The 11,968-nt window shown below is 64.7% G+C and carries 14 protein-coding genes and 1 other RNA gene; 10 read left to right on the forward strand and 5 right to left on the reverse strand.

Annotated features, from left to right (window positions below; genetic code table 11):
- Positions 1-200: 200 nt before the first annotated feature.
- Positions 201-650, reverse strand: coding sequence for an EVE domain-containing protein (locus CAF92_RS20915; RefSeq protein WP_085601819.1), 450 nt, complete (start codon positions 648-650; stop codon positions 201-203).
- Between the two features lie 178 nt (positions 651-828).
- Here CAF92_RS20915 and CAF92_RS27500 point away from each other — a divergent pair, with 178 nt between their 5' ends.
- On the forward strand, positions 829-981 hold the full coding sequence (locus CAF92_RS27500; RefSeq protein ID WP_013974724.1) for a hypothetical protein: 153 nt from the start codon (positions 829-831) through the stop codon (positions 979-981).
- 19 nt (positions 982-1,000) lie between these two features.
- On the opposite strand, the gene CAF92_RS20920 is transcribed toward CAF92_RS27500, so the two are convergent.
- The 4 genes from CAF92_RS20920 to CAF92_RS20935 form a co-directional block, all read right to left on the reverse strand.
- Positions 1,001-1,609 carry a 5-formyltetrahydrofolate cyclo-ligase gene (locus CAF92_RS20920; RefSeq protein WP_046613631.1) on the reverse strand — a complete coding sequence of 203 codons (609 nt, stop codon included), beginning with the start codon at positions 1,607-1,609 and terminating at the stop codon, positions 1,001-1,003.
- A 79-nt stretch (positions 1,610-1,688) separates the two neighbouring features.
- Positions 1,689-1,868: non-coding RNA, 6S RNA (gene ssrS, locus CAF92_RS20925), on the reverse strand.
- Positions 1,869-1,885: 17 nt separating this feature from the next.
- Positions 1,886-2,206 carry a cell division protein ZapA gene (locus CAF92_RS20930; protein WP_003259368.1) on the reverse strand — a complete coding sequence of 107 codons (321 nt, stop codon included), beginning with the start codon at positions 2,204-2,206 and terminating at the stop codon, positions 1,886-1,888.
- Positions 2,203-2,385, reverse strand: a complete 183-nt coding sequence (locus CAF92_RS20935) for a TIGR02449 family protein (protein ID WP_046613731.1) — start codon at positions 2,383-2,385, stop codon at positions 2,203-2,205. The genes CAF92_RS20930 and CAF92_RS20935 overlap by 4 nt, the downstream gene beginning before the upstream one ends.
- Positions 2,386-2,566: 181 nt before the next feature.
- Between CAF92_RS20935 and CAF92_RS20940 the strand changes: the two genes are divergently transcribed.
- The 9 genes from CAF92_RS20940 (at position 2,567) to gcvH (ending at position 11,946) form a co-directional block, all read left to right on the forward strand.
- Positions 2,567-3,121 (forward strand): YecA family protein, encoded by a 555-nt coding sequence (locus CAF92_RS20940; protein ID WP_046613630.1) that lies wholly within the window; start codon positions 2,567-2,569, stop codon positions 3,119-3,121.
- Between the two features lie 21 nt (positions 3,122-3,142).
- Positions 3,143-4,477, forward strand: a complete 1,335-nt coding sequence (gene pepP, locus CAF92_RS20945; RefSeq protein WP_085601820.1) for a Xaa-Pro aminopeptidase — start codon at positions 3,143-3,145, stop codon at positions 4,475-4,477.
- Positions 4,474-5,673 carry a 2-octaprenyl-6-methoxyphenyl hydroxylase gene (gene ubiH, locus CAF92_RS20950; protein WP_046613628.1) on the forward strand — a complete coding sequence of 400 codons (1,200 nt, stop codon included), beginning with the start codon at positions 4,474-4,476 and terminating at the stop codon, positions 5,671-5,673. The genes pepP and ubiH overlap by 4 nt, the downstream gene beginning before the upstream one ends.
- Positions 5,670-6,155: a DUF4442 domain-containing protein gene (locus CAF92_RS20955; RefSeq protein ID WP_046613627.1), complete on the forward strand. Its 486-nt coding sequence runs from the start codon at positions 5,670-5,672 to the stop codon at positions 6,153-6,155. Before ubiH ends, CAF92_RS20955 begins: the two co-directional genes overlap by 4 nt.
- Before the next feature lie 9 nt (positions 6,156-6,164).
- Entirely contained in the window at positions 6,165-7,382 is a 1,218-nt protein-coding gene (locus tag CAF92_RS20960; RefSeq protein ID WP_178081816.1) for a 2-octaprenyl-3-methyl-6-methoxy-1,4-benzoquinol hydroxylase, read from the forward strand.
- 122 nt (positions 7,383-7,504) lie between these two features.
- Complete coding sequence (locus CAF92_RS20965) at positions 7,505-8,506, forward strand: extracellular solute-binding protein (RefSeq protein WP_085601822.1); 1,002 nt, start codon at positions 7,505-7,507, stop codon at positions 8,504-8,506.
- A gap of 174 nt (positions 8,507-8,680) precedes the next feature.
- Positions 8,681-10,303: an iron ABC transporter permease gene (locus tag CAF92_RS20970; RefSeq protein WP_085601823.1), complete on the forward strand. Its 1,623-nt coding sequence runs from the start codon at positions 8,681-8,683 to the stop codon at positions 10,301-10,303.
- Between the two features lie 125 nt (positions 10,304-10,428).
- Positions 10,429-11,511, forward strand: coding sequence for a glycine cleavage system aminomethyltransferase GcvT (gene gcvT, locus CAF92_RS20975; RefSeq protein ID WP_085601824.1), 1,083 nt, complete (start codon positions 10,429-10,431; stop codon positions 11,509-11,511).
- Between the two features lie 51 nt (positions 11,512-11,562).
- The gene (gcvH, locus tag CAF92_RS20980; protein ID WP_085601825.1) at positions 11,563-11,946 is read left to right on the forward strand and encodes a glycine cleavage system protein GcvH; all 384 of its coding nucleotides are present in this window, start codon (positions 11,563-11,565) and stop codon (positions 11,944-11,946) included.
- The last annotated feature ends 22 nt before the right edge of the window (positions 11,947-11,968 follow it).

Consider the following 11,968-nt stretch of genomic DNA (forward strand, 5'->3'; position numbering starts at 1 on the left):
TCATCCAACTGTTCGGGCTCTCGCCAAAGTGGAACGGTGAATGGCAGCTTGTGCTCCCACACGTGCTCAAGGCACCTCTGGCATTCAGCTTGCCATTCATCGCTCTCACTTCAGATTCTAATCCCCTCTCAAGACACAAGCTGGCTTGCCGGCGATGGGCCGCAGGGCGGCCCCTTTGGTTTATGACCTTAGCCGCAGTTTCAATGCAAAGCGACAATCACTGCCCATTGCTCTGGCGTCACCGGCATCACCGACAGGCGGCTGCCTTTCTGCACCAGCGGCAGTTCGGCCAGGCCTGCCTGCTGTTTCAGCCAGGCCAGCTCCAGCACCCGTGGCAGGGTTTGCACATGGGCTACATCCACCGCGCTCCACGGGTTCTTGTCGGCCGTGGCCTTGGCATCGTAGTAGTGGCTTTGCGGGTCCAGCGCGGTCGGGTCGGGGTAGGCAGCGCGAGTGATCCTGGCAATGCCAGCGATGCCCGGCTGCGGGCAGCTGGAGTGATAGAAGAAGAACTCGTCGCCAACGCTCATGGCCCGCAGGAAATTGCGCGCCTGGTAGTTGCGCACGCCGTCCCAGCGCGCTTCGCCGAGACGGCCGAGGGCTTCGATGGAGAGCTCGTCGGGCTCGGATTTCATCAGCCAGTAGGCCATGGGTGCTGCTCCTGAAAAGGTTTGAAATAACCTGTTGCATGAAACCGACAGTCGGTTGGCGTCAAGGTTTGCGTGCAGACGCAGGTTGTCGGAAAATGCGCCCCGTTTAAAGCGCGATGCTCCGGCGATACCCAGAAAATTGCCGAGCCTGAACAGTTTGCCTGGGGGGCATTCTTCGATGAATCAACGTAACAAGCCGGATCTGCTGTGGATCCTGGTGTTCATTTTCGGCCTGGGTGTGGTCACTACCGGTTATGCGCAAGGTATCTGGGAGCGCAAGCTGGACAATGCCTATCAGATGCCGGTCGACGCCAGCCAGCCGCAACGTTGATGCCCCACGTCGGCGCCGTTCAACGCGGCGCCAAGTACCAGCCACGGTCCGAGACCGTCCCCTGCAGCGGTACATCCCAACTGGCCTGAGCCAGCCGCTCGACCTTCTGGCATTCATGTGCCAGCCCCAACAGCAACGGCTTTTTCCAGGTCTGGCGACGCGCCTGGTAGGCCAGGCTGCGATCATAGAAACCACCGCCCATTCCCAGGCGACCGCCCACTTCGTCGAAACCGACCAACGGTAGCAGGATCAGGTCCAGCGACCAGATCGGGCGCTGGCGCTTGCGCTCGGTAACCGGCTCCGGAATGCGAAAGCGGTTGGGCTTGAGCTTCTCGCCCTGCTCGAAGCGCTGGAACACCATGCGCGTGCGCGGCCAGGCGTGCAGCACCGGCAGGTAGGTACGCTTGCCACGGCGCTGGGCCTCGCGCAGCAGCAGGCAAGGGTCGATTTCGCCGTCGTTGGGCAGGTACAGGGCAATGTGCCGGGCGCGGCGGAACAGCGGGTGCTGCGCCAGCTGGCGGTACAGGCCAAGGGCGGCCTGGCGTTGCTGGGCAGGGGTAAGGGCGCGGCGGGCATTGCGGAGCAGGCGACGGAGCTGGGGGCGGGTGAGCTGCGCGGTGTCGGTCATGGCACGGGCGATCCCAGATGCTGGCCGACGTGGTCGGCCAAAACGAATTGCCCGCCGGGAGGGGCGGGCAAGAGAATTCAGGCTCCCCGACAAGACCGCTATCGGTGTAGCCCTTGAACCCGAAAGTTCAAGGTGGAGATTGCAGGGGGCGTTAAGGCTTTCCGTCGGGCGGACATGCACACCGGCCCCAGCGTGCAACCCCCGTGGTTGTGCGTATCGGCTCAGGGACATAACCGACTGGCGCATCCCCCAGGGAGTGGCGCCAGTATACCAATCTCAGCCGATTTTGGTATCCGCGTCGTCGGACAGTGCCTGGTCGACCCGTTCCAGCAGGTCGCGCACCTGTTCGCGAGTGGTGCCGCCTGCCGGGGCATCGTTGCGGTCTTCCTGGCGGTGCAGCATTTCGTGGGTGATGTTCAACGCTGCCATGACCGCGATGCGGTCGGCGCCGATCACCTTGCCGCTGCTGCGGATCTCGCGCATCTTGCCGTCCAGGTAGCGTGCGGCGCTGACCAGGTTGTTGCGCTCTTCCGGCGGGCAGATGATCGAATACTCCTTGTCGAGGATCTGCACGGTGACGCTATTGCTTGAACTCATGAGTCTTGCTCCAGGGCCTTGAGGCGTAAAATCATCGACTCGACCTTGCGCTTGGCGATCTCGTTCTTTTCGATGAGGTGGGCGCGCTCTTCGCGCCAGGTTTTTTCCTGAGCTACTAGGAGTGCATTTTGCCGTTTTAGTTGCTCGACACGTTCGATCAGCAACTCGAATCGGCTCATCAGTGCCTGCAGGTCGTTCTCTTGCGTGGGTTGCACTCGATTCGCTCCGTCGTTGAGTCACCTGGCGATGATGCCTCTCCCTGGGCGGCGACGGCCAGTGCCGATGGTCTTGGCGCGCCTGCCGGTGCTAGGATACAAGGTCTCCATTCTAGTCATTGCGCCGTCTGGCGCCTAGCTGCCCATGCCCAATACCCAATCGCCCTACATCGCCTTCGCCATGCTGCTGTCCAGCAATGGCCATCCTGTCACCCCGGCCGAACTGCACGGCCTGCTGATCGGCCGCAGCTGCGCCGGTGCCGGCTTCGACGCCGACGGCTGGCTGGCCGATGCCGCCCAGCTGCTGGAAACCGAGCCCGGTGACACCGTGCGCAACGCCCTGGTCGGCCTGCAGGAAATGGTCAAGGGCGAGCTGACCAGCGACGACATGGCGATCGTCCTGCTGCTGCCTTCCGACGACGCCGCCCTGAACGACCGCGCCACCGCGCTGGGCCAGTGGTGCCAAGGCTTCATCACCGGTTTCGGCCTGAATGCCGGTGGCAAGGACCTGTCCGACGAGGCCAAGGAAGTGCTGCAGGACCTGGTGGCCATTTCCCAGGTCCAGGAAGCCCTCGAGGAGTCCGAGGACGGCGAGAGCGACTACATGGAGGTCATGGAATACCTGCGCGTGGCGCCGTTGCTGCTGTTCTCCGAGCTGGCCAAGCCGGCCGCCCCCGCACCCAAGCCATCGCTGCACTGATCAACCGGGGGTAGTCTGCCCATGAGCCGCATTCCCAAGGCCGAGTATGCCCGTCGGCGCAAGGCGCTGATGGCGCAGATGGTACCCAACAGTATCGCCATCCTGCCCGCTGCCGCGGTTGCCATCCGTAACCGCGACGTAGAGCACGTTTACCGCCAGGACAGCGACTTCCAGTACCTCAGTGGTTTTCCCGAGCCGGAAGCGGTGATTGCGCTGATTCCGGGGCGCGAGCATGGCGAATACGTGCTGTTCTGCCGTGAACGCAACCCCGAGCGCGAGCTGTGGGATGGTCTGCGGGCTGGCCAGGAAGGTGCGGTGCGCGATTTTGGCGCAGACGATGCCTTCCCCATCACCGACATCGACGAGATCCTGCCGGGCCTGATCGAAGGCCGTGAGCGGGTGTACAGCGCCATGGGCAGCAACCCCGAGTTCGACCGCCGGCTGATGGACTGGATCAATGTGATCCGCTCCAAGGCCCGCCTGGGCGCCCAGCCGCCGAACGAGTTCGTTGCGCTGGATCATCTGCTGCACGACATGCGCCTGTATAAATCGGCAGCGGAAGTGAAGGTGATGCGTGCTGCCGCAGAGATTTCGGCGCGGGCCCACGTGCGGGCCATGCAGGCCTGCCGGGCCGGCTTGCACGAATACAGCCTGGAAGCCGAGCTGGACTACGAGTTCCGCAAGGGTGGGGCGAAGATGCCGGCCTACGGCTCGATCGTCGCGGCCGGGCGCAATGGCTGCATCCTGCACTATCAGCAGAACGACGCCCCGCTCAAGGATGGCGACCTGGTACTGATCGACGCCGGCTGCGAGATCGACTGCTACGCCAGCGACATCACCCGTACCTTCCCGGTCAGCGGGAGCTTTTCGCCAGAGCAGAAGGCCATCTACGAGCTGGTGCTCAAGGCCCAGGCCGCGGCGTTTGCCGAAATCGCCCCCGGCAAGCACTGGAACCACGCCCATGAGGCGACCGTGCGGGTCATCACCGAGGGCCTGGTGGAACTGGGCCTGCTGACGGGCGAGGTACAGGCGCTGATCGACAGCGAGGCCTATCGTGCCTTCTACATGCATCGTGCCGGGCATTGGCTGGGCATGGATGTGCACGATGTGGGCGAGTACAAGGTGGGCGGCGAGTGGCGGGTGCTTGAACCCGGCATGGCGCTGACCGTCGAACCGGGCATCTACATAGGCGCCGACAATCAGGCCGTGGCCAAGAAATGGCGCGGCATTGGTGTAAGGATCGAGGACGACGTGGTAGTGACCAGGCAAGGCTGTGAAATCCTGACTTCGGGCGTACCGCGTACGGTCGCCGAGATCGAGGCACTGATGCAGGCCGCCCGCAAGGACGCGGCATGAATCGGGTGAATCTGGCGATCATTGGTGGCGGCCTGGTGGGCGCGAGCTTGGCCCTGGCGCTGCAGGCGGGGGCCAAGGCGCGAGGCTGGAAGATCCTGCTGATCGAGCCCTTCGCCCCCGGTGACAGCTTCCAGCCCAGCTACGATGCGCGTTCGTCGGCACTGTCGTTTGGCACTCAGCAGATCTACCAGCAGCTGGGCCTGTGGCAGGCAATCGGCCATCGCGCCGAGCCGATCCGGCAGATTCACGTATCCGACCGCGGCCGCTTCGGCGCCACCCGCCTGGATGCCCTGGAAGAGGGCGTGCCGGCGCTTGGCTACGTAGTGGAAAACGCCTGGCTGGGTCAGTGCCTGTGGCAAGGGCTGGACAGCGAGGTGGTGAGCTGGCGTTGCCCGGCGGAAGTCACCGCGATGCAGGCCATCGAAGGTGGCTACCGCCTGCTGCTGAACGACGACACTCAACTGGAGTGCGACCTGGCGGTACTGGCCGACGGTGGCCGCTCCGGCCTGCGCGAACAGCTGGGCATTCATGTGCGCCACACGCCCTACCAACAGAGCGCGCTGATCGCCAATATCACTCCGGGCGAGGCCCACGGCGGCCAGGCCTTCGAGCGTTTCACCGAAGAAGGCCCCATGGCCCTGCTGCCGCTGCCGGATAACCGCTGCGCGCTGGTCTGGACCCGCCAGGGCATGGACGCGCGGCGCCTGGCCGACATCGACGAGCGCAGTTTCCTGCGCGAGCTGCAGGGCGTGTTCGGCTATCGCCTGGGCGCTTTGCGCCAGGTCGGCGCGCGGCACCTCTACCCACTGTCGCTGATCGAAGCCCAGGAGCAGGTGCGGCCGCATCTGGTGGTGCTGGGCAACGCCGCGCACAGCCTTCACCCTATTGCCGGCCAAGGCTTCAATCTGTCGCTGCGTGACGTGCAGGCGCTTGCCGAGGCGCTGCTGGCCGGCCCGCAGCAGCCTGGCGACCTGACCACGTTGCAGGCCTACCACCAGCGCCAGCGCCTGGACCAGGCCATGACCATCGGTTTTTCCGACCAGGTCACTCGCCTGTTCGGCAGTAGCCAGCCGTTGCTGGCCGCCGGGCGCAACCTGGGCCTGCTCGGTCTCGACTTGCTGCCTCCGGCGAAAAGCTGGTTCGCCCGCCAGGCCATGGGCCTGGGCACTCGCCCCGATCCGCGAGGTCAGGCATGAGTGGCAACGCGCGCAGGCTGGCGCGCCGGGCGCGCCTGTTGCGTTGGCGGTTGAACCTTTACCCGCCGTATCTGGGTGCTGGCATCCGCGTGCTGCACATCAGCCCGGACCTGCGCAGCGTCAAGGTGGCGATGAAGCTGACCCGCTGGAACCGCAACTATGTCGGTACTCAGTTCGGCGGCAGCCTGTATTCGATGGTCGACCCGTTCTACATGCTGTTGCTGATCGAACAGCTGGGTCGTGACTACATCGTCTGGGACAAGGCCGCCAGCATCGATTTCATTTCGCCGGGCAAAGGCCCGGTGTATGCCGAACTCCACGTCGATGACGCGCTGCTGGATGAAATCCGCCAGCAGACTGCCACCGGCAAGAAGTGCCTGCCGCGTTTGCAGGTCGATATCCGTGACGGCGCCGGCGAGCTGGTGGCGCGGGTCGATAAAACCCTATATGTGCGGCTCAAGCCGCAAGCGAGGCTGGCGTAAGGCATGGAAATGCGCGCAGATCTGTTGATTGTCGGTGCCGGTATGGTCGGCAGCGCCCTGGCCCTGGCGTTGCGCCACAGTGGCTTGCAAATCCTCCTGCTCGACGGCGGCCCGCTGACCGTCAAGCCGTTCGATGCCCAGGCCCCGTTCGAGCCGCGTGTCAGCGCGCTGTCGGCAGCCAGCCAGCGCATCCTCGAGCGCCTTGGCGCCTGGGACGGTATTGCCCTGCGGCGTGCCACGCCCTACTCGGACATGCATGTGTGGGATGGCAGTGGCACCGGGCAGATTCACTTCTCGGCCGCCAGCGTGCACGCCCAGGTGCTCGGCCATATCGTCGAGAACCGGGTGGTGCAGGATGGCCTGCTGGAACGCTTGCATGACAGCGATATCGGCCTGCTGCCCAATGCGCGGCTCGAACAGCTGCGCCGCTCTGGCGACGAGTGGCTGCTTACCCTCGCCGATGGCCGCCAGCTGCGTGCACCGCTGGTGATCGCGGCAGACGGTGCCAACTCGGCAGTGCGGCGCCTGGCCGGTTGCGAAACCCGTGAGTGGGATTACCTGCACCATGCCATCGTCACCAGCGTGCGCTGCAGCGCCGGGCACCAGGCCACGGCCTGGCAGCGCTTCACCGATGAGGGGCCACTGGCGTTCCTGCCGCTATCCCGTGATGGCCAGCAGGACTGGTGCTCGATCGTGTGGTCGACCACCCCGGAGCATGCCGAGCAATTGATGGCGCTGGATGAAGCGGCCTTCCTGAAAGCCCTGGAGCGGGCATTCGAGGGGCGCCTGGGTGATGTGCTGCAGGCCGACCCGCGGGTGTGCGTACCGCTGCGCCAGCGCCACGCCAAGCGCTATGTGGGTGAAGGCCTGGCATTGATTGGCGATGCCGCGCACACCATTCACCCGCTGGCCGGGCAGGGCGTCAACCTGGGCTTTCTCGATGCTGCGGTGCTGGCCGAAGTGCTGGTCAACGCCTGCGAGCGTGGCGAGCGTCTGGCGGATGTGAAGGTGCTGAGCCGTTACGAGCGACGGCGCATGCCGCACAACCTGGCACTGATGGCGGCGATGGAAGGGTTCGAGCGGTTGTTCCAGGCCAACCCGTTGCCGTTGCGCTGGTTGCGTAACAGTGGGTTGAAGCTGGTGGAGCAGATGCCGGAGGCCAAGGCACTGTTCGTGCGCCAGGCGCTGGGTTTGAGTGGTGACCTGCCGGATCTGGCCAAGGCGTGAAGGTCTTGCACGATGAGCTGTAGGAGCAAGTTCTGCAACATCCGGTAACGCCTAGGTAGATGAGTCGGAAAATGGGATTCACTACCATTTGCGCCTCTCATACGATCCGAGGAGTGCTTTCCATGTTGCCACGCAAGCCCCTACTGGCCGCCCTGGCCCTGACCCTGTTCGGCGGCACCGCTCAGGCAGCGGACGAAGTGGTGGTGTACTCCTCGCGCATCGACGAGCTGATCAAGCCGGTGTTCGATGCCTATACCGCCAAGACCGGGGTCAAGATCAAGTTCATCACCGACAAGGAAGCCCCGCTGATGCAGCGCATCAAGGCCGAGGGCGAAAACGGCGTGGCCGACCTGCTGCTGACCGTCGATGCCGGCAACCTGTGGCAAGCCGAGCAGATGGGCATCCTGCAGCCGATCAAGTCCGACATCATCGACCAGAACATCCCGTCGCAGTACCGCGCCTCGTCCCACGACTGGACCGGCCTGAGCCTGCGCGCCCGCACCATCATCTACTCCACCGAGCGGGTCAAGCCGCAGGAGCTGAGCACCTACGAAGCCTTGGCCGACAAGCAGTGGGAAGGCCGCCTGTGCCTGCGCACGGCGAAGAAGGTGTACAACCAGTCGCTGACCGCCACCCTGATCGAAACCCACGGCGAGGCGAAGACAGAGCAGATCGTCAAAGGCTGGGTCAACAACCTGTCTACCGACGTGTTCTCCGACGACAACGCCGTGATCCAGGCCATCGAGGCCGGCCAGTGCGACGTGGGCGTGGTCAACACCTACTACTATGGCCGCCTGCACAAGCAGAACCCGAAACTGCCGGTGAAGATCTTCTGGCCCAACCAAGGTGACCGTGGCGTGCACGTGAACCTGTCGGGCATCGGCCTGACCAAGCATGCGCCACACCCGGAGGCGGCGAAGAAACTGGTGGAATGGATGACTGGTGAAGAGGCGCAGAAGTTGTTCGCCGACATCAACCAGGAGTTCCCGGCCAACCCGAAGGTCAAGCCCTCGGACGAAGTGGCAGCGTGGGGCAGCTTCAAGGCTGACAGCATTCCGGTGGAAATCGCTGGCAAGCGCCAGGCTGAAGCGATTCGCTTGATGGATCGGGCTGGCTGGAACTAAGCGCCAGGCTTTATCCTTCCGGGGCCTGCAAGGGCCCATTCGCGGCGGTTCGGCGTTCCGATAAACCCGCTCCCACAGGACCGCACAACCCTCAAAGGCAGTGCAGATCCTGTGGGAGTGGGTTCACCCGCGAACGACCGCGCAGCGGTCGCCATCGCAATCGAGAGTCAAGCCTTGCCCCACACCCCTCAACGCCGCTGGTACCTCCCGGTCACCTTGGTCGCCGCCCTGGTGCTCCTGCCCCTGAGCGTCCTGCTGTTGTCCTGGCAGTCGATCGACCTGCAGATCTGGTCGCACCTGCTCGACACCCAGATGACGCGCCTGCTAACCAATACCCTGACGCTGGTGGTGGGTGTGGGCATCGGCGTCACCGTGCTGGGCGTCAGCCTGGCCTGGCTGACCAGCCTATGCGAGTTCCCTGGCCGGCGCTGGCTGGACTGGGCGCTGATGCTACCGTTCGCCATCCCGGCCTATGTGCTGGCGTTCGTCTTCGTCGGCCTGCTGGACTTCGCCGGCCCGGTGCAGAGCGCCCTGCGCGAGGTGTTCGGGCCGATGCGCCTGCCCCGGGTGCGCTCCACCGGCGGGGTGATCGTCGTCCTGGTGCTGGTGTTCTACCCCTATGTCTATCTGCTGGCGCGTACCGCATTCCTGGCCCAGGGCAAGGGCCTGATGGAAGCGGCGCGAGTGCTGGGGCTGTCCCCGCTGCAGGCGTTCTGGCGTGTGGCGCTGCCCATGGCTCGGCCCGCGATTGGCGCCGGTATTGCCCTGGCCCTGATGGAAACCCTGGCCGACTTCGGCGCGGTGGCGGTATTCAACTTCGACACCTTCACCACGGCCATCTACAAGACCTGGTACGGCTTCTTCAGCCTGTCCAGCGCGGCCCAGCTGGCCAGCCTGTTGCTGCTGGCGGTGATGCTGGTGCTGTATGGCGAGCGCCGTGCCAGGGGGGCCAGCCGCAGCGGCAACGAGCGGCCGCGCGGGCAGGCGCTGTACCACCTGCGCGGGTTCAAGGCGTTGCTGGCCAGTGGCTGGTGCCTGCTGGTGTTCGCCTGCGCCTTCGTCATCCCGCTGCTGCAACTGCTGGCGTGGTTCTGGCAGCGCGGCCGGCATGACCTGGACGAGCGTTATGTCGGCCTTGTGCTGCACACCCTGTACCTGGGTGGCATGGCGGCGCTGGTCACGGTGTGCGTGGCGTTGCTGCTGGCCTTTGCCCGGCGCCAGGCGCCGACGGGCGGTATCCGCGCCGGGGTAGGCCTGGCCAACCTGGGTTATGCCTTGCCCGGCTCGGTGCTGGCGGTGTCGATCATGCTTGCCTTCAGTTACCTCGACAACCATCTGGTCATCCCGCTGTCCAGCTGGCTGGGCGGTGCCGGCAAGCCGCTGCTGCTGGGCAGCCTGGCGGCGTTACTGCTGGCCTACCTGGTGCGCTTCATCGCGGTGGCCTACGGGCCGCTGGAGAGCAGCCTGGAGCGTATCCGCCCGTCATTGCCCGAGGCATCCCGTAGCCTGGGCGTCGGTGGCGCGGGATTGTTTTTCAAGGTGTATCTACCGCTGCTGGTGCCTGGCGCGCTCAGCGCCGCCCTGCTGGTGTTCGTCGACGTGCTCAAGGAAATGCCGGCCACTTTGCTGATGCGCCCGTTCGGCTGGGATACCTTGGCGGTAAGGGTGTTCGAGATGACCAGCGAGGGTGAGTGGGCGCGTGCATCGTTGCCGGCACTGACCCTGGTGCTGGTGGGCCTGCTGCCGGTCATCGGCCTGATCCGCCGTTCGGCACGTCGACCCGGTCACAGTCACTGAGGGTGCCAGCCCGCGCCCTTGCGGCTACAATGCGCGGCATTCGCGCGGCGGGTCCTACACAAGAAGAGCTGACGACCCGACGTCATCGACCGCCGCCGCTTCGCCACGCCCGGAAGGAGAAACCCATGGGACAGCGCACGCTTTTGTATGACCTGCACCTGGCGCTTGGCGCCAAGACGGTCGATTTCGGTGGCTGGGACATGCCCCTGCACTATGGCTCGCAGGTCGAGGAGCACCATCAGGTGCGCAGCGATTGCGGGGTGTTCGATGTTTCTCACATGACCGTTATCGATGTCGATGGTAGCGAAGCCACCGCCTGGCTGCAGCGTCTGCTGGCCAATGACGTGGCCCGCCTCGACGACACCGGCAAGGCGCTGTACAGCCCGCTGTTGCAGGAGCAGGGCGGGGTGATCGATGACCTGATCGTCTACCGCACGGAAGAGGGCTATCGTCTGGTCACCAACGCCGCCACCCGCGCCAAGGTGCTCGACTGGCTGCAACTGCAGCGTGACGGTTTTGCCGTGGACTTCAAGGTCCGCCCCGACCTTGCCATTCTTGCCATCCAGGGCCCGCATGCCCGAGAAAAGGCTGCAGCGCTGCTCAGCCCCGCGCGTGCCGCGCTGATCCGCGAACTGCGTCCGTTCGAAGGTTTTGCCGAAGGCGACTGGTTCATTGCCCGCACCGGTTACACCGGTGAAGACGGCTTGGAGATCATCCTCCCCGGCGACCAGGCGGTGGCGTTCTTCAACGACCTGGTCGGTGCCGGAATCGCCCCCAGCGGCCTTGGTGCCCGCGATACCTTGCGCCTGGAAGCTGGCATGAATCTGTACGGCCAGGACATTGACGAAACCCACACCCCGCTCACCTCCAACCTTGGCTGGAGCATCGCTTGGGAGCCGGCCGGGCGTGACTTCATCGGCCGCGCCGGGCTGCTGGCGGAAATCGAACATGGCGTGCAGGAAAAACTGGTCGGCCTGGTACTGGAAGAGCGTGGCGTGCTGCGTGCCCACCAGGTGGTGCGTGTAGCCGGGATTGGCGAAGGGGAGATCACCAGTGGTAGTTTCTCGCCTACGCTGAGCAAGTCCATTGCACTTGCACGCGTGCCCATGGCCACCGGCGACCGGGCCGAGGTGGAAATCCGCGGCAAGTGGTACCCGGTGCGGGTGGTCAAACCGACCTTCGTGCGCCACGGCAAGATTCTGATCTGAACAATTTTTAACCGGCGGGCGTACCGCTGAGCCAATCGAGGAATTCAAGACATGAGCAATATCCCCGCCGACCTGCGTTTTGCCGAAAGCCACGAGTGGGCTCGCCTGGAAGCCGATGGCACCGTGACCGTGGGTATCAGCGACCACGCCCAGCAAGCCCTGGGTGACGTGGTGTTCGTCGAGCTGGCTGAAGTCGGCAAGGTATTCGCCGCTGGCGACGCGGCCGGTGTTGTCGAGTCGGTCAAGGCCGCTTCGGACATCTACGCCCCGGTCGGTGGCGAAGTGATCGCGGTCAACGAAGAGCTGGCCGACAGCCCAGAGCTGCTCAACGAAGAACCTTACGAGTCGTGGATCTTCAAGCTGAAGCCAAGCAACCCGGCCGAGCTGGACAAGCTGCTGGATGGTGCTGGTTACGCAGCCGCTATCGGCGAGTAAGGCTTCAGGCCTCATCGCCGGC

It is taken from the genome of Pseudomonas sp. B10(2017) (genome assembly GCF_002113295.1).
GTDB classification, from domain to species: domain Bacteria; phylum Pseudomonadota; class Gammaproteobacteria; order Pseudomonadales; family Pseudomonadaceae; genus Aquipseudomonas; species Aquipseudomonas pudica.

Coding starts and splice junctions, on each gene's coding strand:
- gcvT (WP_085601824.1), top strand. CDS start 10,429: ATGGGACAGCGCACGCTTTTGTATGACCTGCACCTGGCGCTTGGCGCC.
- CAF92_RS20965 (WP_085601822.1), top strand. CDS start 7,505: ATGTTGCCACGCAAGCCCCTACTGGCCGCCCTGGCCCTGACCCTGTTC.
- CAF92_RS20940 (WP_046613630.1), top strand. CDS start 2,567: ATGCCCAATACCCAATCGCCCTACATCGCCTTCGCCATGCTGCTGTCC.
- CAF92_RS20920 (WP_046613631.1), bottom strand. CDS start 1,609: ATGACCGACACCGCGCAGCTCACCCGCCCCCAGCTCCGTCGCCTGCTC.
- ubiH (WP_046613628.1), top strand. CDS start 4,474: ATGAATCGGGTGAATCTGGCGATCATTGGTGGCGGCCTGGTGGGCGCG.
- CAF92_RS20960 (WP_178081816.1), top strand. CDS start 6,165: ATGCGCGCAGATCTGTTGATTGTCGGTGCCGGTATGGTCGGCAGCGCC.
- CAF92_RS20955 (WP_046613627.1), top strand. CDS start 5,670: ATGAGTGGCAACGCGCGCAGGCTGGCGCGCCGGGCGCGCCTGTTGCGT.
- CAF92_RS27500 (WP_013974724.1), top strand. CDS start 829: ATGAATCAACGTAACAAGCCGGATCTGCTGTGGATCCTGGTGTTCATT.
- pepP (WP_085601820.1), top strand. CDS start 3,143: ATGAGCCGCATTCCCAAGGCCGAGTATGCCCGTCGGCGCAAGGCGCTG.
- CAF92_RS20930 (WP_003259368.1), bottom strand. CDS start 2,206: ATGAGTTCAAGCAATAGCGTCACCGTGCAGATCCTCGACAAGGAGTAT.
- CAF92_RS20915 (WP_085601819.1), bottom strand. CDS start 650: ATGGCCTACTGGCTGATGAAATCCGAGCCCGACGAGCTCTCCATCGAA.
- CAF92_RS20935 (WP_046613731.1), bottom strand. CDS start 2,385: ATGAGCCGATTCGAGTTGCTGATCGAACGTGTCGAGCAACTAAAACGG.
- gcvH (WP_085601825.1), top strand. CDS start 11,563: ATGAGCAATATCCCCGCCGACCTGCGTTTTGCCGAAAGCCACGAGTGG.